Origin of the sequence: Mucilaginibacter sp. CSA2-8R (assembly GCF_038806765.1) — a bacterium.
Lineage (GTDB): Bacteria > Bacteroidota > Bacteroidia > Sphingobacteriales > Sphingobacteriaceae > Mucilaginibacter.
Window position 1 is genome coordinate 3,683,271 of record NZ_CP152389.1, and the last position, 23,265, is coordinate 3,706,535.

Genomic DNA, 23,265 nt, shown 5'->3' on the forward strand with positions numbered 1-23,265 from the left:
ACTTATCATTAGTTTTACTCTTTAGTACTGGCCAGTGCCCAGTATATTAATGCAGGCTGAAAAAACAAACGAACAAAACGTTTACGGTCGGTATTTAAACCTAAAGCGCTGCGATGATGTTGATATTGCGCCAGGTTACCCGGAAACACAGCAGTAAAAAAGGTAGCGGCCAGCTTTCCTAAAGTTTCGCGATGCTTTTTTGGTGTTAAAATGATGGCTGCACCCAAGGCAATCTCAGCATAGCCGGAATACACTACCGTATCGTCCTTTTCGAGTGGTATCCAGTTGGGTACCTGGGCCTGAAACCCTTTGCGGGCAAAGCTTAAATGCCCTACGCCAGCCACAATTAAATTAGCGCCCAACAATACGCGCGCAACTTTTTTTACCTGTTCTTCTTTCATAGCAACTTCAAATTTAATTAGATGAAACAACAACTATTCCAGTAATGCAATAATTTTTAAAGCCGTAAGATAAACAAGCCCAAAGCGTGATTATGTAAAACGAACCGTCGGCTATACATCAAGCTTAAAATTAACGTTCGCTTTACGGGGCATTGCTTAGCTTTGCAATTGTACAGCCTATGGATATTCACCAGCATAAACCCGTTATCAAATTAAACGTACCCAACGATCAGCATAAATTCCGACCGCTGCCTAAACCTTCGGGAGCTTACCCTTACCGCATGCCGGCAGAGAAATATATTAGCTTAAACCAAACACAAATGGTTTTTCATATGGTTGGCGATACCGGCAGCATCAGGTATCCCGATTTTCAGCGTAAGGTGAGTAATGCGATGATGAAGCAGTATCAGGCCGCATCAGACAATAACGAGGAGCCGCAGTTTTTATACCACTTAGGTGATATTGTTTACAGTTATGGCGAGGCGCCCAATTACGACGAGCAATTTTTTGGTCCTTACAGCCAATACCCAGGGCCGATATTTGCCATAGCCGGTAATCACGACAGCGACGTAAATCCTGCCGCGGCACATCCCTATCAAAGTTTAGACGCTTTCCGAGCTGTATTTTGCGACACTGAAGAACGCCAGATATCTTTTAACCATATCAGCTCTCGGCAAAGCATTACTCAACCCAATATATATTGGACTCTTGATACACCCTTAGCTACCATCATCGGGTTGTATGGTAATGTGGTAAAATTTGGCTGCATTACGCCCGAACAACGCGATTGGTTTTTAGCCGAGCTTAAATATGCACAATCATTGCGGCCAGATAAGGCGATTATTATTTGCGTACACCATGCCCCTTATTCTGCCGATATTAATCATGGATCGAGTTTATACATGATTGATTTTCTAAACCAGGCTTTCGCCGACACTGGCGTGCGCCCGGATATTGTTTTTAGTGGGCATGTACATAATTACCAACGCTTTAAAAAAGAGTATCCGGATGGCAAACCGGTAACTTTTGTAGTTGCAGGAGCTGGTGGCTATGACGAGCTGCATGCCCTGGCTAATGCCGGCAACGAACTATTTACATCGGCTGATGAGCGTTTTAAACACGTAACCCTCGAAAACTATTGCGATGACCGGCACGGCTTTTTAAAAATAAGGCTAAGCAAAGAGCAAAACGGCCTCAATTTATACGGCGAGTACTATACCATGCAAACTAATAATGAGCTGTATGATAGCACTACATTGGTTGACCAGTTTAACATAAAAATCAATTGAATGGTAAAGAATATTATTCTCTTTGATTTCGGTAACTAAGTTAGAAACAGTTGCACCCTTAGCCGGAATAATATTTAAAACAGGTAGCAAACTACAAGGTTATAATTTACTGAGATGTGATACATGCAATCTTGTAAATGATAACCGCCATGAAACCACCTAAAAAAACTGAGGCCAGCAAAGTAGTGACAGCAAGCGATAATACCAAGGCACGCAACCGAAAAAAGGTAAGCAACGTTAAAGGAACGGAGTCGGGTATGGCATCGGGCATGAAAAAAGGCGACAACGCCAACAGGCAGCCAGAGCACTAACAGCATAGGCAATCTAAGTTACCTCAAACAAACGGTGACGAATAGCAAATATGACCAGACCGGCGTTGTTTTTGCATCCGGTTTTGGCCAGCAAATTCATGCGGTGCCCTTCAACCGTACGTGCGCTCAAAAATAATTTGTCGGCTATTTCTGCGGTGGTTAGCTCCTGGCAGGTAAGCAGCAACACTTCCTTTTCGCGCCGCGTTAAACCTGCGGGCAATACATCAGATGCCTTAGTAGATTTTGACTTGCCTTTAGATTTAGCAGCTCGTGTTAAAGCCTGCAGCGTGAGCTGATTAATATAAAATCCATCTTTTTTTACCGCTAAGATGGTACTTACCAACTCTTCTTTGTTACAGTTTTTGGTTAGGTAAGCAGCAGCGCCGTCATCAATTACCTTGGTAATCAGTTCTTCCTCCAGATGCACCGATAGCATAATCACCTTCAGTTCCGGATATTGCTTTTGCAGTAGCCGGTTAAGCTCAATACCATTCATACCAGGCATATCTATATCGAGCAGGGCAATCTGCGGTTTTATGCGGCCGGCCTCAAGTTGTTGTAAAAAGCTGGCGGCATTATCGCCTGTAAATAATACCTCAAACTCCGGTATGGTTTGCAGTAGTAATTTTAAAGTTTCACTAAAAAGCCGCTGATCATCGGCCAGGGCAAGGCGTATATCAGGCATGAGCAGGTTTGGTTTGAGGAAGCGGATATTCAATATTTATTTCAAAGCCCTTTTTGCCCGGCACGCCTAATTGATATTGCGCACCAATAAGCGACAAGCGGCTTTCGATATTACGCATACCAATGCCATTAATAAAAGCGGCATTATCGGCTGGCAAACCTTTACCATTATCATGGTAAGTGATGAGTAACTGGCTTTGTTGCGCCAGTATATTAATAGTTATTTCAGTGGCAGCGGCATGCTTAATAGTATTGTTTAACAACTCTTCCAACACACGGTACATGGCGGTGGCCGTTTCCAGGCTAAGCTGCCCGACCACATCAGTTGCTTCGTTATTAAGCACAGCACTTAAACCCGAACTGTCATTGATATATTGAAGCTGTTTATTTAACGCCGCCTCGAGTCCGTGTAAACTCAGTAAGGCCGGCGAAAGGTGATGGCTGATGTGGCGTACCTCTTTAATAATACTGTCTATCTGCTCGCGGCAACGGCCTTTAAAAGCCTGATATCCGTCATTAGCTTCAACTGGTGGTGAGTAAAGCTCAAGCGACAAACGGAGGCCAGACAAAGCAGCCCCAATGTCATCATGCAAATCCTGCCCAATGCGGCGGCGCTCATTTTCTTGTGTTGATACAGCAGCCGTTAATAAGTCCTTTTGGTGCTGCAGTTCTGCATGCTGTGCCTGCTCCCTCATTTTTAGCATGCGGTTCTGACTGCGGATTTGCAGCAGTATGACCGAACAAAACAACAAAAGCATACCAGCCGTACCTAAAGCCAGTAATAGTATCAAATTATTGTCCATTTTTTATTTTGAGGAAACCTACGGTGAATAGCACGCTTAATAGTGTAAGAAGGGTCGCGTGCATAATAGAGGTAATGTTATAGATTAAGGAGTTGCCATCCACGTTAATATTCGCAAATAAAAACAAAAACATTGATCCTGAAAAATACAACAAAATACCCGTATTAAACCAGTTAGTAGGATTTAAGGCCCAAGATTCGGATTTTTGAGACGAAGAGCTATTATTGTTTATTAAGATTATGCCCAATAATATGATTAACAAAGTTTCTATAGAAGCACCGTAATCATCATAATGAATTTTATCGGCATAATGTATGATAAAATATGATGCGAATGGTACAAACAGCAATACAAATGCTGTAATAATTCGCTTTAATATTAATGAATTAAATTGCCGGTAATAAAAGCCCGATAGAAATAAAAATTCACCGACCGTGTATGATTGAATAATAATTAAATTATTATGATATACATAAGCGAAAACCCTCGCAATCATACTTGACAAGGCAGAGAAGCTTAAAAATGCTATCAAAAAGCGATAACTTTTATTCAGTGCTTTATATCGGAGTAAGCCAATAGCTAATGGTATTAATACAGAAGCAGGAACAAAGTATATTTTAAAAATATGGAACATGACCTATCCTAAAACAATTGTTTAAACTTACAATCATGAAAGATAAATTAAACATGCAAATTTTTGATGTAATTTTTCAACTTTAGCATATTGATTAATTAATTTTCAGCAGGCAAGCATTATCGAAAAGTTGAACATTATATCGCTTTCCTTATCAGATTATTTTCACTAAGGAGATAAGGATATAAAACTTTGTCATCAACTCAAAGTCAAACATCAACGTATCGCTCATGGCATATTCAGCGTTATTTAGGCCAAAGGGCACTGTCAACTAATTCCTGGCTACATAAAAATCACTTAAATGCAAGAAGATACGATTATCCAGTGCGATGTCGGACTGGATAATCGTATCTTTTATTTCGATAAATACTACAGTGAATAAAATGTTTAACAGCACTAAAAATGTAGCATGTGCATTATACGAGATATTGCTAATAGACTGGGTGAATAAAAAGTAATTGGAAAACATGGAAATGAAAAACGATCCGGAAAAATAAAGCAGTATACCAGCCTTGATACATTTAACAGGCTTATCTCCTCAATTTATTATAATTTAATGATTATTTACGACGATCATTTATGATTATAGCACTTAAAAATATTATCAAAAGTGCTTCTACAGCAGTTGAATAATCGTTGAATCGGACTTTGCCTGCAAACACAAACATTAGGTAAACACAGAATACAATAAAAGTGGATATTTTTATTAACACGAATCCTTTAATTTTTTTAAGAAAGTTATTAATAGTAAAATCCGGCAGCAACGGAAACTCGCCAAGTGTATAAATGTCATTTACTAATACGTTGTTGTGAAAAAAATGAGCAGCAAGCTTAGCAACTACACTCGATGATAATGAAAAACATGAAACAGCAGTGAGAAACTGGTGGTCGATTTCAAGAATTTTATAGCGACAAAACCCAATCGCGAGAGGTAAAATCACGGATGTAGGAGCTATGTATTGAAAATCAACATACAATACATTGTTATAAGGCATAACAATTTTTACCAATAGTATCTTCAAAATGTGAAACACTGATAAGATACGAAGGCGATTTTAACCATCAATTAATCAGTTACAATTTAGCTGATTTGATAGCGAATGTGTAGTAAAATTTTTTTAGTCCATTCATCATTGTTATTCCAATTGTGGTTGTTAGAACGACGACTGGGAGTATTGGAGGACAAACACTTTGTAATTGACAACCTACACTGCAGTACTTTTAACTTTTAAAAACCCAATACTAAACAACAAATTTAAACCCAAAAATAATGTGGCATGGATGTCCCAAAAATAATCATAGAGTGATATACTCTCAGCTATCATATAATTGGTTAGTAAAAAAATAAATAATGCTCCCGAAAAATATAATAGAATACCAGTGTTAAACCAATTTGCCGGATGATGTGCCCAACTTTTAGATATGCTTGCCGAGCCATGGTCACTAAAAATGAATGACACTCCTAAAAAGATAACTAAAAGAGATTCTAAAGAAGTAGTGTAATCATCAAATTCAACACTTTTGTAATACACAAGAAGCATACTTACTGAAAATAAAGTAAATAAAGCAATTAAGCTGCTGATGACTTTACGCATTTTCGAAGAGCTAAATTGCCAATAATAAAATCCCAACAAGACAGGAAATTCGACAACCGTATAGCATCTCGTGACTATCATATTGTTATGAAAGACGTATGCAAAAACTCTCATTAAAATACTGGTTACCAACGACAAAATAAGGTAAGCCAACAAAAATCGATACGCATTATTTAATCTGTTTCGATAGCGGAAACCCAAGATGAGAGGTGGAATGACTGCTGCCGGGGCTATATAGAAAGAATAAATATGAGACATGACTTACCTTAAGCATTGTTTTTTTATATCGAACAACAGATTAAGATAAGTCAAATTTAAATAATAAAAGGCAATTACGGATTCAATTCATTTGGTGTCGAACAATCAGGTGGACAATTTTGGCTTCGGTCATAAACATTACTATCATTCTCCACATCAGGATCGCCATTGCTACCTGGCAGAAAAATCACATCTTCCCCGTCCACAACCGGCACAAGCACCAATTTGCCGCTCATAGCATCGTCTGCATCATTTAAGCCGATATAAGCCCTCACACCTTCGGCATCAGGATTGATGGCTAATAAATTTTTGATAGATGCAATGGGAATTAAAAACGCTTTGGTTTGAAAATCACATTCGGAGTCATCCAGGTAAGTTCTCCAGTTAGTAGTTAATCTCACGGCTTCGGTTACCGTAATTTTACGGCCGCTTTCCGGTAATTCGTCATTAGTAGTGGGCATAATTAAATTAATTTAGGGTAAAATACGGCGGCAAATATATAGCGATATAGCAAGCAGTGTAAAAGCATGTTCACAAAAATTAGGAATAATATCAAATAATAATTCAGCTATACTTATAAGTAAATACTGCTTAATTACATCGATAGAGTTTGATCTGTACAAATGATGAGCACCATGAAGTACAATTCCCTCTTATATAAACTTAACTTATACGTACATTTTCGTGTTTGCAAAACCAGGTAATAACCCCCGGTTTTGTTAACCGGCACTTTTTTACTTTAGCACCGTTCCTTTTGGTTAATGCTTAAATAATGTTAGCGTTATTTAAGCTGATCAAATTTGATTACGCCTAAACCTTACTTAACTGCAATGGTGCCCGGCGGGTGCATGAGACCCAGCCGGTGCACATTGCGGTCTTTAGTTTACGGAGAGCAACTAATAGCCTTATTTACAAGTTTCTGTCTTGTTGATAATTGGTTATTTATTGAATTTCTGGAGAGTTTTTTAAGGGTAAATTTCTCGCTACGACCTAATTATAAAAATGCATGCATTATGCAAATTTGATATAATTATAATAAAATTTTACTAAAACGTTTTACTATTGTAATAATTGAAAATAAATTTTACCTTGTGCAGCTCAAACTAAGCCCCCTAAGGGCTTAAAATTGTGATAAGGTTTAGGTTGAAACCTCCCGACAGCGAGTGCCGGGAGGTTTTCTTTTTTTGGTCTAAACCAATTGCCTGCCTTATGGCACCTTTATAAAAGCAAGTAGTTTTACGCGTTTTTAATTTTCTGTTCGATCATATATATAATACAGGGTGGCCATTAATTATATTTGGCGAGTCACAAACGTTCAGCCACCACCTCATGCAATTATCGCCTCATAACTTGTTATCATACTATCCGGCAGCATTATATCATTTTCTGCAACTTCACTGTTTCAAAGTTCCACAATTGTTTTCATTAGCTAAGGTTCAAATTACCGCAATAGCTTTAGGAGCCCTAAACCAACCGGCACTACCTCCTAACCTTGTAAAATAGTTACCATGCGTTTAACTCACTTTCTACGCCTTTCGCTCGACTACCCACGCACTCACCAATTATTACTCAGGTTACTGTTAGATGACAGCCGCTTTGCCAGCTTGCTAACCGGCCTGCCTGATGAATGCCATTACACCGTGCGCCTGGAAGCCGAAGGCGGCCTTTACGATTTGGGATTATACCATAACGGATTAGCAGTTGGCTATCTGCAAAACGGGGCTCACGATTTTTGCGTGCTATCGGCCGATACCAACACGAGCCGACGGTGGGCCTATGAAGATCTTATCCCTTTGTTAAATTGCTACCTGGAAATTGGCAACACCCTATTGGCACATCCTACAAGCGTGCTGCTGGCGCAACACTACCGTGACGCCTTACAGCAAAAGTATCACCTTGCTAAAATACCGGTTTACGGATAATCGGTTTGAATGATGACATTTAAATAATTTTGGCTTAAAAGTAAATCGGAGACGAATTTCTTTTAAGGGCCGAAACCTTCTTTAAAACAGTTATTGTAATTGTTGCACGTTGGCATAACCGTACTGAACAATATCATTATCGTTAGAGAAGATTTTCGTCTTATAAAGGCAAAGAAATTGCTATGAATTAGCGTTGAAAAATTTAGTATCCAAACACATATACTTGACTAAATATAATTATTTGACGAGAGTTGGCTTACTCTAATTGAATAAAAAAGGCCGTCTTCTGAAAGAAGACAGCCTTTTTTTAAAATTGGGTAAATGATGGGGCTCGAACCCACGACCCTCGGTACCACAAACCGATGCTCTAACCAACTGAGCTACATCTACCGTGCTTGCGGGTACAAAAATATAAATCTAAACCTGTAATGCAAACTCTTTTTTTAAAATTTATCTTTAGGTCAAAAACGCCGGTTTTCTTATCATTGCGCTCATTTATGATTGAAATTTTTACAGACGGCGCATCAAGTGGCAATCCTGGTCCTGGAGGCTATGGCACTGTTTTACGTGCCGGAAAACATTATAAGGAGCTGGCCGAAGGTTTTCGCAAAACCACCAATAACCGGATGGAGCTTTTAGCCGTTATAAAAGGCCTCGAAGCTCTTAAAAGCCCTAACCAGCAAGTTACCATCTATTCCGACTCAAAATATGTGGTTGATGCCATTGAGAAACGTTGGGTACACGGCTGGGTTGCTAAAGGGTTTGCCGGTAAAAAAAATAAAGACTTATGGCTGCGTTACCTGGAGGTAAGTAAGCTGCATAATATTCGCTTTGTATGGATTAAAGGCCATGCCGGTCACCCCGAAAACGAACGGTGCGACCGGCTTGCCGTGGCAGCTGCTCAGCAAAAAAACTTATTAATTGATTCGGTATTTGAAATGGAAAGCAGTAAGTAACGTTTTTTTGCCTGAGCTATAGCATTATTGAATAGTCACTAAACCCTCGAATGATGTTTTGGTAAGTTGAGGCGAAAAGCAAGCCAGCATTTCTTCGGCTTTTTGAACCATATTAACCGAACCTATCACAATAGCCGAACGCTGGTGCAATTCTTTAACCTCCAGCTCTAGGATACGCTCGTAACCGTTAGTTGCTTTCCCCCCGGCCTGCTCTACAATAAAGGAGATAGGATTACACTCGTAAATTAACCTTAGTTTACCTTTAGGGGCCTGCGCCGTCATGGGGTAAATAAATATACCACCTTTAATTAAGGTGCGATGTATATCGGCCACCATAGACCCTGTGTAGCGTGAAGTGTAAGGCCTGCGGGTACGCTCATCCTCAACCTGGCAATATTTGATATATTTCTTGATACCGTCCGGAAAGTGCGCATAATAACCTTCGTTGATGGAATAGATATTACCATCTTGTGGCACCATCATATTGGGATGCGACAAGCAAAACTCACCAATGGATGGATCGAGCGTAAAGCCATTAACGCCTTTACCGGTAGTGTACACCAACATGGTAGACGAACCGTAAATGACGTAACCTGCGGCAATTTGCTCAGTACCTTTTTGCAGTACGTCATCGAGCGTAGCCTTACCTTCGGTTGATTTGCGGCGGAAGATGGAAAAGATGGTTCCTACCCCTACGTTTACATCAATGTTTGATGAGCCATCCAGCGGATCGATAGCTACAATGTATTTGGCATTTTTAGAAATTTCGGAGTCTATATAAATATACTCGTCATTTTCTTCAGACACCACAATACAACATTCGCCGCCGCTTTGCAGCGCTGCAATAAATTGTTCGTTAGCGTAAACGTCCAGTTTTTTCTGGCCTTCACCCTGAATGTTTACCGTGCCCATATCACCAATAATATCGGCCAGACCGGCTTTATTAATTTCGCGGTTTACAATTTTGGCGGCTATGCCAATGTCGCGCAACAAGCGAGAGAGTTCACCTTTGGCAAACGGAAAATCTGCCTGCTTTTCGATGATAAATTGTCCTAATGTTTTTACTGCTTTCATAGGCTTAGTGTATTAATTACATATTATTTAATAATTCTATCACCTCCAAGTTATGAATTTTTTTGTCAGATATGCAAAATTTTATCAATGTTTTAATTTTATGCCACCCCTGTTTTCCAGCTGCTCCGGGGTTTAAATGCAAACAATTGATCTTTTTATCGAATATTACTTTCAAAATATGAGAATGACCACTAATAAATAAACCAGGGGGCTTAGTGTAAATAATACGCTTTACAGCAGGACTGTATTTATCAGGATAACCGCCAATGTGTGTTATCCAAACATCAACGCCTTCGCACATAAAACGAAGATTTTCGGGATAAATTTGCCTGATGTCGGGGCCATCAATATTCCCGTATACACCTTTGAGCGGTTTAAAGGCTGCCAGCTTTTCTGCCAGTTCGAGCGTGCCGAAATCGCCGGCATGCCATATCTCATCGCAATCAGCAAAATGTTTAAAAACGGCATCGTCCAGATAGCCGTGAGTATCTGATATAAGCCCTATCCGGGTCATATTATAAATTTTATGTGAGCGGAAAAATGTTATAAACCGAATTCTGCCTAAAATATAGTCAAGAAAGCAGAAAGCAGTGTCCGGTAGTCAGTATTGTAAACACCGGGAGCATCATAAATACATAAACGTGTAGTAGCAACAGGTGTTTGCTTTTGCCCTAAAACAACAATACGGCGGTGCGGCTCGGAGTGTGGATACGAAAGTATATCGATATTTTGTTGCAGATGCAAACCTATCTGTTCTGCAAGTGCCAGGATAAGGCTGATGGTATTTAAAGGTGCAATCAGCCAGCCTTGTCCGTCGGCAGTAAGATGCGCAGCCATGCCTGTAATCAACTCTTTAAAAAAATTACTGTCAGCATGTTTGGCCAGGGCCTTTTGCTTTCTGGGCGAGGGTAAAGACTGTATATAAAACGGTGGGTTAGATACGATTAAATCAAACTGCTGCGCGGGGTGTTCCGCAAAATAGTTCTGAAAGCTTTGCGTGTGTATTTTTAGGCGCTCCCGGAATGGAGACCCTGAAAAGTTTGTGCCAGCAGTTTGTGCAGCCGCATCATCCATTTCTACCGCCGTAATAGACGATGACGGATAACGCTGCGCCAGCATCAATGCAATGACGCCTGTACCAGTGCCAATATCTAAAATAGTGGAGGGGAAACCGCTCCCGGCTAGTGCGCCAATTAACACGCCATCGGTATTTATCTTCATGGCGCAGTTAGCCTGGTTTACGCTAAACTGTTTAAATTGGAAAATACCGGACATACTCAGCCCTCGTACAACTCAAGCGGCAAACTGTCGGGATCGGCAAAAAAGGTAAACTGTTTACCGGTAAGCTCATCTATACGCACTGGCTCAACCGTTACGCCATGGCTTTGTAAATGGGCAACGGCTTCTTCGATATCATCAACAGCAAAAGCCAGGTGCCTTAAACCGGCTGCCTCCGGTCTGGATGGCCGTTCAGCCGGGTTGGGAAATGAAAAAAGCTCGATCTGGTAGCGGTCGCCCACTGCCAAATCAAGCTTATATGACTGTCTTTCGGCACGGTAAACTTCCTGTATAACAGAAAGATTAAGCACCTCAGTATAAAATCGTTTAGAACGCTCGTAATCAGAGCAAATAACAGCAATATGATGTATATGCTTAAGCTTTAACATTACTCGCCTAAAGCTACATGCAATACATTATCGTACAATAACTTAACATCAGTTACGTGGCCAAACAGTTCTTCGTCTACATTAAAGAAACCGTTGGTCACGGTACCTAACAAGGTATATTCGATTTCGCTGGTAGCCATCATTTCGGTAAACCGATCTTGCTCTTCGGGCGATACACTCACTATTACACGGCCTTGTGCTTCGCCAAACAGGAAAGCATCTTTACGGATATCAGCATCAGTTGCAATATCAAATCCCAAACCGAGTGGCATAGCCGACTCCAGTAGAGCAATATATAAACCGCCGTCAGCTACATCATGAGCCGATTGCACAACCTTATGCTTAATCAGTTCTTTTATCACCTGGTGCATGGCATACTCCTTATCTAAATCAAAGTAGGGAGCAGGTGATGCCTGTATTTTATGGTACGAGGCCAGGTATTGCGATGATGCAATGTCGTTTTGCGATTCGCCGATAAGATAGATAAAGTCGCCCGGCTGTTTAAAGTCGGCCGTCATGATGTTATCCTTGTCATCTAACACGCCCAACATGCCAATGGTTGGCGTCGGGAATACTGGCCCTTCATCAGACGACTGGTTATAAAAACTTACGTTACCGCCGGTTACCGGGGTATCAAACTTACGGCAGGCTTCGCCCATACCTTTAATGGCACCTACAAACTGCCAGAATACTTCGGGCACGTAAGGATTACCAAAGTTTAAGCAGTTGGTAATGGCTACCGGCTCACCACCCGAACAGGTAATATTACGTGCAGCCTCGGCTACGGCAATGGCACAACCTTTTTGCGGATCGGCGTTCACATAACGAGAATTACAATCAACAGTTAAAGCAATAGCCTTGTTAGTGCCTTTTACAGCAACTATGGCAGCATCGCTCGGGCGGTTGGTCGTCATGGTAGCAGTGCCAACCATGCTGTCATATTGGTCGGTTACCCAACGTTTTGATGCAATGTTTGGATGTGCAATTAAATGCTCGGCAACATCCACCAGGTTTTCAGGTACTGCAACATCATCAATATTAAATTTCTGATATTCCTGATAGTATGCCGGCTCGCGGTACTCACGTTCGTAAACCGGAGCACCACCGCCTAATACTAAATCTTCGGCAGGTACATCAGCTACCTTCTCGCCGTGCATAAAATATTCCAGGCGCTTAGTATCGGTTACCTCACCAATCTGTACACAGTTCAAATCCCATTTGTCAAATACGGCTTGCACATCTGCCTCGCGGCCTTTATGCACCACAATCAGCATACGCTCTTGTGATTCTGATAACAGAATTTCAAAAGGCTTCATGTTGTCCTGGCGGGTAGGCACCTTATCCAGATCAATGCGCATACCGTGCTCGCCTTTAGCCGACATTTCGGAGTTAGAGCAGATAATACCTGCAGCACCCATATCCTGCATACCCACTACTGCACCGGTTTTAATTACCTCGAGCGTAGCTTCCAGCAACAGTTTTTCCTGGAACGGGTCACCTACCTGCACGGCAGGCAAATCGTTTACCGAATCTTCGGTGATATTTTTTGAAGCAAATGCAGCACCGTGTATACCATCTTTACCGGTTGACGAGCCTACAATGTAAACCGGGTTACCTACCCCGTAAGAGGTAGCAGAAACAGTTTCGCCCGCCATTACTATACCGGCCGACATGGCATTTACTAACGGATTAACGTTATAACTTTCATCAAAAAACAACTCGCCACCCACAGTAGGTATACCAAAAGCATTGCCATAATCGCCAATACCTTTTACTACACCTTTAACCAGCCATTTAGTACGGTCAAGATTTAGGTCGCCAAAACGCAATGAGTTTAATTGCGCAATAGGGCGCGCACCCATGGTGAAGATATCACGGTTAATACCGCCCACACCGGTGGCAGCACCCTGGTAAGGCTCTAATGCCGATGGATGGTTGTGTGATTCGATTTTGAAGGCACAGCCTACGCCATCGCCCAAATCAACCAGCCCCGCGTTTTCTTCGCCTGCTTTAGCCAGCATACGCGAACCATCGCGCGGAAGTGTTTTAAGCCATTTGATAGAGTTTTTGTATGAGCAGTGCTCGCTCCACATTACCGAAAAGATAGACAATTCGGTGAAGTTAGGCGTGCGGCCTAAAATCTCTTTAATACGGTCAAACTCTTCGGGTAACAGGCCTAAATCTTTGGCGGTATCAACGGTAGTTGGTTGGTTTTGCTCCACAGTAAAAATTTTGATGGATTTTAAAAGCCCAAAATTAGAAAAATGCCTTGAATGCCAATACTTAAATTTTGATTTGCCTGTCCGTGTAGTGAATATACGCCTAATTATAGTTGCAAAAAAGCTAATATGAGTTTGCTATGGCCCTAAAAAGTAAAAGCTGCCCGGTTTGGGCAGCTTTTACTTTAATAACAGTATTGTACAAATTATATACCTTCAGTGCCTGGTTCATGGCCAAGCATGCGGCCGGTGGTACGGCCCTGAGGACGGCTCTCAAAATCGGTTTTTGCGTTACCTACTGATGGAAACTCATGCGTTTCTGGTGGCGTTACATCAGTTTGCTCACTGTATGAGGCATCGTTACCCTCTTGTGGCTGGCTTACTTCCTGTTCACTTGGATAGCCCAGACTTTCATTATCCGACTCATCCTGCTCCGGTGTTTCGTTAGGCTCATCTGCTTCATCGTAGCTTGCCGTTACACCCGAAGAAAGATCATGACTTGTTTGCCCGTTAATACGGTTAAAGTCCTCATCATCGTCGTCTTCGTCCAGTTCGTCATCATCTAAATCCTCATCATAACCTGGTACAACATCATTATCTAAATCGTCATCATCATCCAGATCATCATCATCTAAGTCCAAATCATCGTCGTCTTCCAGATCATCCTCGTCATCATCATCCGGGTTAACAGCGGCCTTAGATAATCTTTCACGATCAAGTTCATCGTTGTTAAACCCACGGGAAAGTTTGGTTGGTATCTCCTGTTCAGCAGTCCAGGTTTCTTGATCAAATGCTAACATAAGTTTGTGTTTTACGTGTGATAGAATAACCTTAAAAAGAATGCCTTTGTTTTTTATTTTACCACATTGGCAGTAACTTTAAAGGTATGAGATAATACAGCGCTAATGTTACATTAATTCGCTGTCGTTCTTTTCGTGGTAGACTTTATAAGCCATATAAAATAAGATAATGGCAGGCACCAGGTACAAAAAACCTACCCCAATACTCACTTTTGGGCTGGTAAGCACCAATTGATAAATGGCTAAAATAAGCGCGGCAACGGCACCGAGCAAATAGGCGTAAAAAAACTTATTATTCATCGCGGCTAATTATCATTGGTATTTCATTTTAACCAATGGCAACAATTTATGTTTCGGGCGCCGTTCTTAATTCAACACATTAACCTTGCAAATAGTTATATTGCGGGTTATTACCTAATTAATACGCAATGCATAACTGGGAAGATATTTACTTGGAAGCAGAGGAAGCCATCCGCAATGCAAACTACTTACAGGCCAAACAGCTGTTAGAAAACATTATACTGGAAGAACCATCAACAGCGCAGGCACACAACTCGCTGGGTTGGTTGTACCGTACACAGTTTGATGATTATGGCCGTGCCGAAAACCATTACAAAGCTGCTATAAAGAGCAACCCGCAATACCCGCATGCTTATATTAACCTTATTGTTTTATATACTAATTTAGAACAATGGGACAAAGCCCGCCATATTGCCGACAAAGCCCAGATCAGGCCTCTGGCAGATAAATCGTTATTAAATTATCGCTTAGGCATTATCGAAGAGTACAATCAAAACTTTGAAGAAGCGATTAACTTTTATAAAAAAGCCATTAAGCTTTGCTTAAATTTTGATTCGATTGAAGACTACAAAAGGGCTATCGCCAATTGCGAATATAAAGCTACTTTGTAACGGAACATTGGTAACTAACCTTTAAATAAAAAGCACCATGACGACAGTTTTAATAAACTATCACATGGTGCTTTTTTACTTCTTTTTACGCTGAGCGACGGTGTCGTAGTCTGCCGGCAAAATCTTTTATAATTACCGCCTTTTAAATACCGTTACTCCAAGTGGCGGCAGCGTAACACTGATCGAGTTTTCACGACCATGCCATGCAGTACCTTCCGCATTTAAAGGGTGAGGGTTACCTACCCCACTTCCCCAGTATTTCTTTTCGTCAGAATTGAAAACTTCTTGCCACTCGCCAGCTAAAGGCACACCAATACGGTAGTCGTAGCGCACATTAGGTGTCATGTTAAGCGCCACTACCAGCCCGTTGGCTTCGTTGTTACCTTTACGCAGGTAAACAAAGATAGAATCCTCCACGTTACCGCCATCTATCCACTCAAATCCCTCGGCACTAAAACCTTTCTCATATAAAGCAGGCTCGCTGCGATACAAACGGTTAAGAGCTTTAACGGTTTCCTGCATACCTGCATGGCAATCAAACTGCGTTACCCACCAATCTAACGACTTGCTAAAGCTCCACTCGGCGTTCTGGCCAAACTCGGCGCCCATAAACAGTAACTTGGTACCCGGATGGGTAAACATATAACTGTACATTAAACGCAGATTGGCATACCGCTGCCACTCGTCGCCAGGCATTTTGGTAAGCATCGACCCTTTGCCATAAACCACCTCATCATGTGAAAAGGGAAGCATAAAGTTTTCGGTAAAGGCATAAATGAGGCTGAATGTTAATTCTTCGTGATGATATTTACGATAAACAGGGTCTTGTTTAAAATACCCGATGGTATCGTGCATCCAGCCCATCATCCATTTCATGCCAAAGCCAAGTCCGCCGCTGTATACAGGGCGGCTTACGCCGGTAAATGAAGTAGATTCTTCGGCAATGGTTTGCACATCGGGGAAGTTGCCGTAAACGGCCATATTAAATTCTTTCAAAAATTCAATAGCCTCGAGGTTATGGTTACCGCCAAAAATGTTAGGTACCCATTCATCGTGCTTGCGCGAATAATCTAAATAAAGCATCGATGCTACGCCGTCTACTCTTAAACCATCGGCATGGTAACGGTCAAGCCAAAACAATGCATTACTTATCAGGAATGATTTTACTTCATTACGACCGTAATTAAAGATATAAGAAGTCCAGTCGGGATGATAACCCTGGCGAACATCAGCATGCTCGTATAAATGCGTACCGTCAAAATTGTACAGCGCGTGCGCATCTCCCGGAAAGTGCGAAGGAACCCAATCCAGTATCACCCCGATGCCTTCCTGGTGAAAGCGTTCAATTAACTGCATTAATTGCTGTGGTGTACCATACCTGGAGGTGGCCGCATAGTAACCTGTTACCTGGTAACCCCAACTTGGATAATAAGGATGTTCCATAATGGGCATAAACTCCACGTGGGTAAATCCCATATCCTTTACATAGGGCACCAGTTTGTCGGCGATCTGGTTGTAAGTATAAAAGGCATCCGGGCTTTCGTTGTCACGTGCCCACGAGCCCAAATGCACCTCGTAAACCGAATAAGGTTTATCTAATGCATTGTGTTGATAACGGTTGGCCATCCAGTCGCCATCGCTCCACTCGTAGTAAGTGTCGGCTACTATTGATGCTGTTTGAGGCGGCTCTTCCCAACGCAGGGCATAGGGATCGCCTTTTTCAAGATCTTCGCCTTGCGATGAATTAAGAAAATATTTATAAACCTCGCCGTTACCTATGTTCGGAATAAAACCCTCCCATATGCCCGAAGCATCCCAGCGATGGTTAAGCGGATGTGCCGCCCGGTTCCAGCCATTAAAATTACCAATTACCGAAACATACTGTGCATTGGGCGCCCAAACGGCAAAATAGGTACCAATAACGCCTCTATGCTCCACTACGTGCGAGCCCAGTTTTTCGTATAATTTATAATGTTTGCCGCCTTTAAACAGGTCGATGTCAAACTCGGTAAAACGGCTGTAAGCTTCTACCGGATTAAGTGTTATGGTTAATGGTGCCGGGGACGCAGCAGTTTCTGGTATAACAGGCAAATCAGCTTTTACTGTTTTACCTTTCTTCTTTTTGGCAATCTCAGTTATAAGTTCGGTAACAGAAATTTCGGCCGGGAGTTCGGCATCGGCTTTACTTTTACGCTTAGCAGCTTTGGCTACCTTTACCGGCTCCGATTCAGGAAATGTTTCCTTTTCAGCCCATCCCCTTTTCTTGCCCGAAGAGGCGCTTTTGGCTTTCACCGGCTTAGATTTGGGAAATATCTCTGTGTTTTCTGCCGATGAATTCGCTGTAGTTTCTGGTGTTGTTTCGGTTTCAGCACTGCCGGGCAGTGATACAGGCTTTGTTTTTTTGGGTTGCTTTGCCATAGTTAGAGTGTCTTAAGCAAGACATTGGATTCTGTGTAAATGCAGCAAAAACAGGTAAAAGTATCTGACGCTGTAATTTAATCCCCAACACTGCAACTAACTACTTGTTTTGCCTGTTGCAATAGTAATCATTTTTGCAGCAGTAACAAGCCTGAACGGTAAACAATTACCCTTTCAATTAATTTAGCCCGACTTTTAAAACCAACAACTTTATGCCCGGGCAGCATTAAGTAAGCACACAAAGATGTCTACAAATAATACTTTTCGCCGTTGCTTTTAATACGTCCGACATCCATTAATTGCCGTATCACGGTAAGCCTGTCGTTACTTTTGCCGCGGGTTAGCGCCCCCACTAATTGCTCCAAGCTAAGCGGTGCAGCGCTAATTGCTTCCATAATTTCATCAGCAATTTGCTGATGTAACTCGCCGGCATTTTGCTCGCGCTGTTCGCGCAGGCAAACGTCACACACGCCGCATTTGGATGCATTGGGCTCGTTAAAATAAGCTAACAATTGTATGCTCCGGCAGCGGTTATTATTTACGTAGGCCAGTATCGCATCCATTTTTTTACGGTAAACAGCTTTACGCGTATCCAGATACTGGCGGTCTATCCATAAATTAGCCGATGTTTGGCGTGGCTTTAAATAAGTAACCTGCGGCTTGTCAGTTTGCGGCTGATAGCTTAATGCACCATAATCATTGAGCTGCTGCATGGCTTCGCGCACTTGTTGCACGCTAAGGTTGGTACGCCGTGCTATGTCAAACTCGCGGATACGCACGTAATTATCAAACGCCCCGCCATAAGAACGCAGCAAAGTTTTAATAAATGGATCCCAAGCCGGGTTTTGAATTTGAAAGTTATATAATTGCTCATGTGCAATTTCGAACTGGAAACGGGAAGGCAAAAATACGCTTTCGTTAAAGGCCAAATACTCAGCCTGCTCTAAAAACTTAAGTGCGTTTAATGATTTCAGCGCATCAAGTTTAAAACGGCCGCAAAAGTCGGCCAGGTCTAATTCAAAGCTCAAACCCTCGCCTGCACCATAAGCCAATTGATAATAGTTAGCCAGGTAATGGTATACCTGCTTTATTTCATCCACCGAAGGAAAGCTGATCTCAAACTTACGTTCCTGCTTTAACCGGTCGGCCTCGCTGTATAACAACACGGCATAAGCTTTTTGCTCGTCGCGGCCACCACGACCGGCTTCCTGGTAGTAGGCCTCCAGGCTTTCGGGTAAATCTTTATGTATAACAAAGCGCACATCGGGTTTATCAATCCCCATCCCGAAAGCATTAGTAGCGATAATAATGCGGATATGATTATTTTTCCATTGCTCCTGTTTGACATTGCGTGTATCACCATCTAAACCCGCATGGTAGTAATCGGCAGCTACGGCGTTGTCATTAAAAAATTTAGATAGCTCTACCGTTTCTTTACGGCTGCGCACGTAAACAATGCCACTACCCTTTACGCTACGGGCCACCTCGAGCATACGCCGTAGTTTGTTTTCGTCGTGCTGTACACGGTAGCTAATATTTTTACGCTCAAAACTTTGCTGGAAAATGTTACGGGCCCTAAAAGCTAATTTATCCTGAATATCATCTCTTACTTCGGCAGTGGCGGTGGCAGTTAGCGCTAAAATAGGAACCTTGGGATGTAAAGCACGCAAATCTGACAGATGTAGATACGGGGGCCTGAAATCATAGCCCCATTGCGATATACAATGTGCTTCGTCGACCGCAAACAGGTTAACTTTCATGTATTTGATCCGCTCGCGCACTAAATCGCTCAATAAACGTTCGGGCGAGATGTACAAAAATTTCACCTGCCCATAAATGCAGTTATCCAGCGCTATTTCTACCTCGCGCCGGTTCATGCCCGACACAATAGCCATAGCATCAATGCCCTTCGCTTTCAAGTTATCTACTTGGTCTTTCATGAGTGCAATCAGCGGAGAGATTACTAAACATATACCATCCATAGCCATGGCAGGTACCTGATAGCAAACCGACTTACCACCGCCGGTTGGCAGTAGCGCCAAGGTATCCCGCCCTTGCATTACCGACTCGATAATCGGTTGCTGTAACGGACGGAAGGCATTATGTTTCCAGTAATGCTGTAATATCTGGTGTATATTCATGCTCACTATACAATGATAGGAGTTTTACAGGTTGTCGAAAGAAGTTTAGCCGGATAAAGCTCCAAAGACACACAATTGCAAATGCATAATCATCTTAATAAGCTTTTAAAGAGCATAGCCCAAAAAGTGCCAGCGTAAACTCAAAAACAACGAAGCCATACTGATTTATCATCAGCATGGCTTTTAATAGAATATTACTCTTACAACATTCTGCTCTGAGTCATTCTTTCGCACTTATCTCATCGTATCAGCTATATACCTCGGGCTCATAAGCGAATTCAGCTTTTAACCTTCATGTATTTTTACGTTGGCATAGCATCTACGGTTGCATTTTTTTTGCAAAATACTAATCGGAATTGCTACCTGACAACGATTAAAATTTCGCATAAATACAATTGCATTAACTTCTAATTTAAAATCAATCTTTTAAAACTATTGGTAGTATTTTTCCTTTTAAGTGTTCACACAACATTTAACTACAAAACATCTACTCCCGCATGTACACTTTAGGAATCAACGCTGCTTTTCACGACTCGGCAGCCTGTATCATTAAAGATGGCCAACTTTTGGCCGCCACCGAAGAAGAACGCTTTACCCATATAAAACACGGCAAACGCCCGGTGCCCTTTAGCACATGGGAACTACCTTTTCATGCTATAGACTACTGCTTGAAAATAGCTGGTATTCATATTAACGATGTTGATCACATCGCTTATTCATTTGATCCTTATCAACTCATTAATGAGCAGTTTAAAGGCAAAGGCACTATCGATATTCCTTTTGAACCTTCCGTTGATCCAATTAATCAGGATTGGCTGAATGTTTGGGATCCGCTGTTTTTGTCATCTATTATTAATGCGGTTGGGCAATTGAACGATGGCTGGCCACACCACTTACAGCAACGCTTTATTGGCGCTAACGTACCGCGCGAAAAGTGGCATTTTGTAGATCATCATGTGGCTCATGCTGCCAGCGCTTTCAATTGTTCTCCATTTGAGCGTGCAGCAGTGATGACGGTTGATGGTCGTGGCGAACAGGCTACGACTACTTACAGTGTAGGCAACGGACACGATTTAAAGCGCATCGGTCAGGTAAACTTTCCTAACTCGTTGGGTTTGTTGTATGAAGAAATAACAACGCATCTGGGCTTTTTGCATTCATCAGATGAGTACAAAGTTATGGCTTTGGCCAGTTATGGTAAGCCAGAGTTTGTAAAAGATTTTCGTGAAATTATTAAAGTTGCGCCTAACGGGCAGTATACTATTGAAAACAAAAACTTTGTGGAACGCTTTGGCCCAAAACGTCTGCGCCATGAAGAATTTACGGCACATCACTTCAACATAGCTCACTCTTTGCAATTGGTGTTAGAAGAAACGCTTTTAGAATTAACAGATTGGTTAAAAAAAGAAACCGGCGAGCAGAACCTTTGTATGGCCGGTGGTGTAGCCTTAAATTGTGTAGCCAATGCCCGCATACGTGATAAAGGTGCATTTCAAAATATTTGGGTACAACCGGCATCAGGCGATGACGGTACGGCCTTAGGTGCGGCCTTATGGGTTGATGCTCAGCAACGCAAAGCGACTACGCGCGACTTTGTGATGGAACACTGCTATTGGGGTCCTGAGTATACCGACGCAGAAATTGAAAGATGGCTGAAGCTTTGGAAAGTGCCTTACCGTAAACTAAACAATATTGCTGAGGAAACTGCCGATATACTGATGCAGGATAAAATTATTGGCTGGTACCAAGGCCGCATGGAGTTTGGGCCGCGGGCGTTGGGTAGCCGTTCTATATTAGCATCGCCAATTAGTCCGGCTATGCAGCAACGGTTAAATGAAGTAAAAGACCGCGAAGACTTTCGCCCGGTAGCGCCGGTTGTACTGGAAGAAGAAGCAGGCAACTGGTTTGAAAATGCGAGCTACTCGCCTTTTATGTTATTCATCTATGATGTAAAACCCGAGAAAGCCGACCAGATTCCGGCCGTGCGCCATACTGATGGCACTGCACGTATACAAACAGTTAACGAGCGTCAGCATAAAAATTATTATGATCTGTTAAAGGCGTTTCAGCGCAAAACAGGTGTGCCGGTACTGGTCAACACCTCTTTTAATACGTTGGGCAAACCCATTGTATGTACACCGCGCGATGCCGTAGAGTGTTTTTGGTCTTCACCTTTTGACGCCTTGATTATTGGTTCATTTGTGATTGAAAAATAATGCTCCGCATTTCTGTTGTTATACCTACTTACCGGCGCCCCGATTTACTTTTTAAATGCATCGGGGCGCTGCGTGAGCAGACATTGCCATTGGCCCATTTTGAAATTATTGTAGTAAGCGATGGCCCCGACCCGATAACGTCTGAAGCCCTGCATACCTGGACAGACAAACCGGCTAACCTTAGGTATTTACCCCTACCCCAAAAAGCAGGCCCGGCAGCTGCCCGAAATTATGGCTGGCAGCAGGCGCAGGCCGAGCTGATTGCCTTTACTGATGACGACACATTGCCCACACCCAATTGGCTGACAGGTTACCTGGAAGCCTGGAAAGAGGAAACGTTAGCAGCATTTACCGGTAAAGTAATTGTACCCTTACCGCCCTACCCTACCGATTTTGCACAAAACACCGCTGGTCTGGAAACCGCCGACTTTGTAACGGCTAACTGCGCATGCACTAAACAAGCCCTTGTGCTAATTGATGGTTTTGATGAGCGCTTTACCATGGCCTGGCGCGAAGACAGTGATTTGCATTTTAAAATACTTGGGGCAAACATACCTTTGAGTAAAGTAGAAAAGGCAGCAGTTATACACCCGGTTCGCGAAGCGCGTTGGGGGGTGAGCATTGGCGAACAAAAAAAGACCTTATTTAATGCTTTACTTTTTAAAAAGCACCGTGCTTTATACCAGCAACAAATACATGCAAAGCCTCCGTTTACTTATTATTTAACGGTTTTGAGTTTGATGGTCGCCTTATTGGGTTTGCTATCTATGCATACCATCACTGCTTTGATTGCTTTGGCCGTATGGTTGGTACTGGTTTTACAATTTAGCCTAAAACGTTTGGCCAACACCTCACACTCATCATCCCACATTTACGAAATGTTGTATACATCCGCTATCATTCCGTTTGTCTCCATATACTGGCATTTTTATGGTTTGATCAAGTACAGGGTGTGGTTTGTTTAGC

23 protein-coding genes and 1 tRNA gene are annotated in these 23,265 nt (G+C 42.2%); 7 read left to right on the top strand and 17 right to left on the bottom strand.

Annotation, left to right across the window (positions count from 1 at the left end; all coding sequences use genetic code 11):
• Nucleotides 1-14: 14 nt before the first annotated feature.
• Nucleotides 15-401 carry a hypothetical protein gene (locus tag AAGR14_RS15950; RefSeq protein ID WP_342645234.1) on the bottom strand — a complete coding sequence of 129 codons (387 nt, stop codon included), beginning with the start codon at nucleotides 399-401 and terminating at the stop codon, nucleotides 15-17.
• Between the two features lie 179 nt (nucleotides 402-580).
• Between AAGR14_RS15950 and AAGR14_RS15955 the strand changes: the two genes are divergently transcribed.
• On the top strand, nucleotides 581-1,690 hold the full coding sequence (locus AAGR14_RS15955; protein WP_342645235.1) for a metallophosphoesterase: 1,110 nt from the start codon (nucleotides 581-583) through the stop codon (nucleotides 1,688-1,690).
• A 149-nt stretch (nucleotides 1,691-1,839) separates the two neighbouring features.
• Nucleotides 1,840-2,001: a hypothetical protein gene (locus AAGR14_RS15960; protein WP_342645236.1), complete on the top strand. Its 162-nt coding sequence runs from the start codon at nucleotides 1,840-1,842 to the stop codon at nucleotides 1,999-2,001.
• 13 nt (nucleotides 2,002-2,014) lie between these two features.
• Here AAGR14_RS15960 and AAGR14_RS15965 read toward each other — a convergent pair whose 3' ends face one another.
• From AAGR14_RS15965 to AAGR14_RS15990, 6 genes are all read right to left on the bottom strand, one after another.
• Nucleotides 2,015-2,686, bottom strand: a complete 672-nt coding sequence (locus AAGR14_RS15965; protein WP_342645237.1) for a response regulator transcription factor — start codon at nucleotides 2,684-2,686, stop codon at nucleotides 2,015-2,017.
• Nucleotides 2,679-3,488, bottom strand: coding sequence for a histidine kinase (locus AAGR14_RS15970; protein ID WP_342645238.1), 810 nt, complete (start codon nucleotides 3,486-3,488; stop codon nucleotides 2,679-2,681). The genes AAGR14_RS15965 and AAGR14_RS15970 overlap by 8 nt, the downstream gene beginning before the upstream one ends.
• A complete protein-coding gene (locus tag AAGR14_RS15975) occupies nucleotides 3,478-4,122 on the bottom strand; it encodes a hypothetical protein (RefSeq protein ID WP_342645239.1) in 645 nt (214 codons plus the stop codon). The genes AAGR14_RS15970 and AAGR14_RS15975 overlap by 11 nt, the downstream gene beginning before the upstream one ends.
• Nucleotides 4,123-4,682: 560 nt before the next feature.
• Nucleotides 4,683-5,144: a hypothetical protein gene (locus AAGR14_RS15980; protein WP_342645240.1), complete on the bottom strand. Its 462-nt coding sequence runs from the start codon at nucleotides 5,142-5,144 to the stop codon at nucleotides 4,683-4,685.
• A 183-nt stretch (nucleotides 5,145-5,327) separates the two neighbouring features.
• Nucleotides 5,328-5,717, bottom strand: coding sequence for a hypothetical protein (locus AAGR14_RS15985; RefSeq protein WP_342645241.1), 390 nt, complete (start codon nucleotides 5,715-5,717; stop codon nucleotides 5,328-5,330).
• 332 nt (nucleotides 5,718-6,049) lie between these two features.
• Entirely contained in the window at nucleotides 6,050-6,436 is a 387-nt protein-coding gene (locus AAGR14_RS15990) for a hypothetical protein (RefSeq protein WP_342645242.1), read from the bottom strand.
• Nucleotides 6,437-7,483: 1,047 nt separating this feature from the next.
• Here AAGR14_RS15990 and AAGR14_RS15995 point away from each other — a divergent pair.
• A complete protein-coding gene (locus tag AAGR14_RS15995; RefSeq protein ID WP_342645243.1) occupies nucleotides 7,484-7,897 on the top strand; it encodes a hypothetical protein in 414 nt (137 codons plus the stop codon).
• Nucleotides 7,898-8,213: 316 nt separating this feature from the next.
• Here the strand turns inward: AAGR14_RS15995 and AAGR14_RS16000 are convergent.
• Nucleotides 8,214-8,287 (bottom strand) — tRNA-His (locus AAGR14_RS16000).
• A 107-nt stretch (nucleotides 8,288-8,394) separates the two neighbouring features.
• Between AAGR14_RS16000 and rnhA the strand changes: the two genes are divergently transcribed.
• A complete protein-coding gene (gene rnhA, locus AAGR14_RS16005) occupies nucleotides 8,395-8,853 on the top strand; it encodes a ribonuclease HI (protein ID WP_342645244.1) in 459 nt (152 codons plus the stop codon).
• 24 nt (nucleotides 8,854-8,877) lie between these two features.
• On the opposite strand, the gene fbp is transcribed toward rnhA, so the two are convergent.
• From fbp to AAGR14_RS16040, 7 genes are all read right to left on the bottom strand, one after another.
• Nucleotides 8,878-9,927: a class 1 fructose-bisphosphatase gene (fbp, locus tag AAGR14_RS16010; protein WP_342645245.1), complete on the bottom strand. Its 1,050-nt coding sequence runs from the start codon at nucleotides 9,925-9,927 to the stop codon at nucleotides 8,878-8,880.
• Nucleotides 9,928-9,943: 16 nt separating this feature from the next.
• Complete coding sequence (locus AAGR14_RS16015) at nucleotides 9,944-10,441, bottom strand: metallophosphoesterase family protein (RefSeq protein WP_342645246.1); 498 nt, start codon at nucleotides 10,439-10,441, stop codon at nucleotides 9,944-9,946.
• A 47-nt stretch (nucleotides 10,442-10,488) separates the two neighbouring features.
• Nucleotides 10,489-11,148 (bottom strand): methyltransferase, encoded by a 660-nt coding sequence (locus AAGR14_RS16020; RefSeq protein ID WP_342645247.1) that lies wholly within the window; start codon nucleotides 11,146-11,148, stop codon nucleotides 10,489-10,491.
• Between the two features lie 56 nt (nucleotides 11,149-11,204).
• Nucleotides 11,205-11,594 (bottom strand): VOC family protein, encoded by a 390-nt coding sequence (locus AAGR14_RS16025; RefSeq protein WP_342645248.1) that lies wholly within the window; start codon nucleotides 11,592-11,594, stop codon nucleotides 11,205-11,207.
• Nucleotides 11,594-13,816, bottom strand: a complete 2,223-nt coding sequence (gene purL / locus AAGR14_RS16030) for a phosphoribosylformylglycinamidine synthase subunit PurL (RefSeq protein WP_342645249.1) — start codon at nucleotides 13,814-13,816, stop codon at nucleotides 11,594-11,596. Before purL ends, AAGR14_RS16025 begins: the two co-directional genes overlap by 1 nt.
• Before the next feature lie 203 nt (nucleotides 13,817-14,019).
• Nucleotides 14,020-14,613 carry a hypothetical protein gene (locus tag AAGR14_RS16035; RefSeq protein WP_342645250.1) on the bottom strand — a complete coding sequence of 198 codons (594 nt, stop codon included), beginning with the start codon at nucleotides 14,611-14,613 and terminating at the stop codon, nucleotides 14,020-14,022.
• A gap of 108 nt (nucleotides 14,614-14,721) precedes the next feature.
• Nucleotides 14,722-14,913: a hypothetical protein gene (locus AAGR14_RS16040; protein ID WP_342645251.1), complete on the bottom strand. Its 192-nt coding sequence runs from the start codon at nucleotides 14,911-14,913 to the stop codon at nucleotides 14,722-14,724.
• Between the two features lie 128 nt (nucleotides 14,914-15,041).
• Between AAGR14_RS16040 and AAGR14_RS16045 the strand changes: the two genes are divergently transcribed.
• Nucleotides 15,042-15,524, top strand: a complete 483-nt coding sequence (locus AAGR14_RS16045) for a tetratricopeptide repeat protein (RefSeq protein ID WP_342645252.1) — start codon at nucleotides 15,042-15,044, stop codon at nucleotides 15,522-15,524.
• A gap of 132 nt (nucleotides 15,525-15,656) precedes the next feature.
• Here AAGR14_RS16045 and glgB read toward each other — a convergent pair whose 3' ends face one another.
• Both glgB and AAGR14_RS16055 read right to left on the bottom strand, forming a co-directional pair.
• On the bottom strand, nucleotides 15,657-17,942 hold the full coding sequence (gene glgB / locus AAGR14_RS16050; protein ID WP_342645253.1) for a 1,4-alpha-glucan branching protein GlgB: 2,286 nt from the start codon (nucleotides 17,940-17,942) through the stop codon (nucleotides 15,657-15,659).
• 248 nt (nucleotides 17,943-18,190) lie between these two features.
• Nucleotides 18,191-20,083, bottom strand: a complete 1,893-nt coding sequence (locus tag AAGR14_RS16055; RefSeq protein WP_342645254.1) for an ATP-dependent DNA helicase RecQ — start codon at nucleotides 20,081-20,083, stop codon at nucleotides 18,191-18,193.
• A 497-nt stretch (nucleotides 20,084-20,580) separates the two neighbouring features.
• Between AAGR14_RS16055 and AAGR14_RS16060 the strand changes: the two genes are divergently transcribed.
• Both AAGR14_RS16060 and AAGR14_RS16065 read left to right on the top strand, forming a co-directional pair.
• The gene (locus AAGR14_RS16060; RefSeq protein WP_342645255.1) at nucleotides 20,581-22,299 is read left to right on the top strand and encodes a carbamoyltransferase C-terminal domain-containing protein; all 1,719 of its coding nucleotides are present in this window, start codon (nucleotides 20,581-20,583) and stop codon (nucleotides 22,297-22,299) included.
• Complete coding sequence (locus AAGR14_RS16065) at nucleotides 22,299-23,264, top strand: glycosyltransferase (protein ID WP_342645256.1); 966 nt, start codon at nucleotides 22,299-22,301, stop codon at nucleotides 23,262-23,264. The genes AAGR14_RS16060 and AAGR14_RS16065 overlap by 1 nt, the downstream gene beginning before the upstream one ends.
• Nucleotide 23,265: the final 1 nt, after the last annotated feature.

What these genes read in the sequence shown, in the direction of transcription:
- AAGR14_RS15950 (WP_342645234.1), bottom strand. Translation starts at nt 401, where the DNA reads ATGAAAGAAGAACAGGTAAAAAAAGTTGCGCGCGTATTGTTGGGCGCT.
- AAGR14_RS15955 (WP_342645235.1), top strand. Translation starts at nt 581, where the DNA reads ATGGATATTCACCAGCATAAACCCGTTATCAAATTAAACGTACCCAAC.
- AAGR14_RS15960 (WP_342645236.1), top strand. Translation starts at nt 1,840, where the DNA reads ATGAAACCACCTAAAAAAACTGAGGCCAGCAAAGTAGTGACAGCAAGC.
- AAGR14_RS15965 (WP_342645237.1), bottom strand. Translation starts at nt 2,686, where the DNA reads ATGCCTGATATACGCCTTGCCCTGGCCGATGATCAGCGGCTTTTTAGT.
- AAGR14_RS15970 (WP_342645238.1), bottom strand. Translation starts at nt 3,488, where the DNA reads ATGGACAATAATTTGATACTATTACTGGCTTTAGGTACGGCTGGTATG.
- AAGR14_RS15975 (WP_342645239.1), bottom strand. Translation starts at nt 4,122, where the DNA reads ATGTTCCATATTTTTAAAATATACTTTGTTCCTGCTTCTGTATTAATA.
- AAGR14_RS15985 (WP_342645241.1), bottom strand. Translation starts at nt 5,717, where the DNA reads ATGCGTAAAGTCATCAGCAGCTTAATTGCTTTATTTACTTTATTTTCA.
- AAGR14_RS15990 (WP_342645242.1), bottom strand. Translation starts at nt 6,436, where the DNA reads ATGCCCACTACTAATGACGAATTACCGGAAAGCGGCCGTAAAATTACG.
- AAGR14_RS15995 (WP_342645243.1), top strand. Translation starts at nt 7,484, where the DNA reads ATGCGTTTAACTCACTTTCTACGCCTTTCGCTCGACTACCCACGCACT.
- rnhA (WP_342645244.1), top strand. Translation starts at nt 8,395, where the DNA reads ATGATTGAAATTTTTACAGACGGCGCATCAAGTGGCAATCCTGGTCCT.
- fbp (WP_342645245.1), bottom strand. Translation starts at nt 9,927, where the DNA reads ATGAAAGCAGTAAAAACATTAGGACAATTTATCATCGAAAAGCAGGCA.
- AAGR14_RS16015 (WP_342645246.1), bottom strand. Translation starts at nt 10,441, where the DNA reads ATGACCCGGATAGGGCTTATATCAGATACTCACGGCTATCTGGACGAT.
- AAGR14_RS16020 (WP_342645247.1), bottom strand. Translation starts at nt 11,148, where the DNA reads ATGAAGATAAATACCGATGGCGTGTTAATTGGCGCACTAGCCGGGAGC.
- AAGR14_RS16025 (WP_342645248.1), bottom strand. Translation starts at nt 11,594, where the DNA reads ATGTTAAAGCTTAAGCATATACATCATATTGCTGTTATTTGCTCTGAT.
- AAGR14_RS16035 (WP_342645250.1), bottom strand. Translation starts at nt 14,613, where the DNA reads ATGTTAGCATTTGATCAAGAAACCTGGACTGCTGAACAGGAGATACCA.
- AAGR14_RS16040 (WP_342645251.1), bottom strand. Translation starts at nt 14,913, where the DNA reads ATGAATAATAAGTTTTTTTACGCCTATTTGCTCGGTGCCGTTGCCGCG.
- AAGR14_RS16045 (WP_342645252.1), top strand. Translation starts at nt 15,042, where the DNA reads ATGCATAACTGGGAAGATATTTACTTGGAAGCAGAGGAAGCCATCCGC.
- glgB (WP_342645253.1), bottom strand. Translation starts at nt 17,942, where the DNA reads ATGGCAAAGCAACCCAAAAAAACAAAGCCTGTATCACTGCCCGGCAGT.
- AAGR14_RS16055 (WP_342645254.1), bottom strand. Translation starts at nt 20,083, where the DNA reads ATGAATATACACCAGATATTACAGCATTACTGGAAACATAATGCCTTC.
- AAGR14_RS16060 (WP_342645255.1), top strand. Translation starts at nt 20,581, where the DNA reads ATGTACACTTTAGGAATCAACGCTGCTTTTCACGACTCGGCAGCCTGT.
- AAGR14_RS16065 (WP_342645256.1), top strand. Translation starts at nt 22,299, where the DNA reads ATGCTCCGCATTTCTGTTGTTATACCTACTTACCGGCGCCCCGATTTA.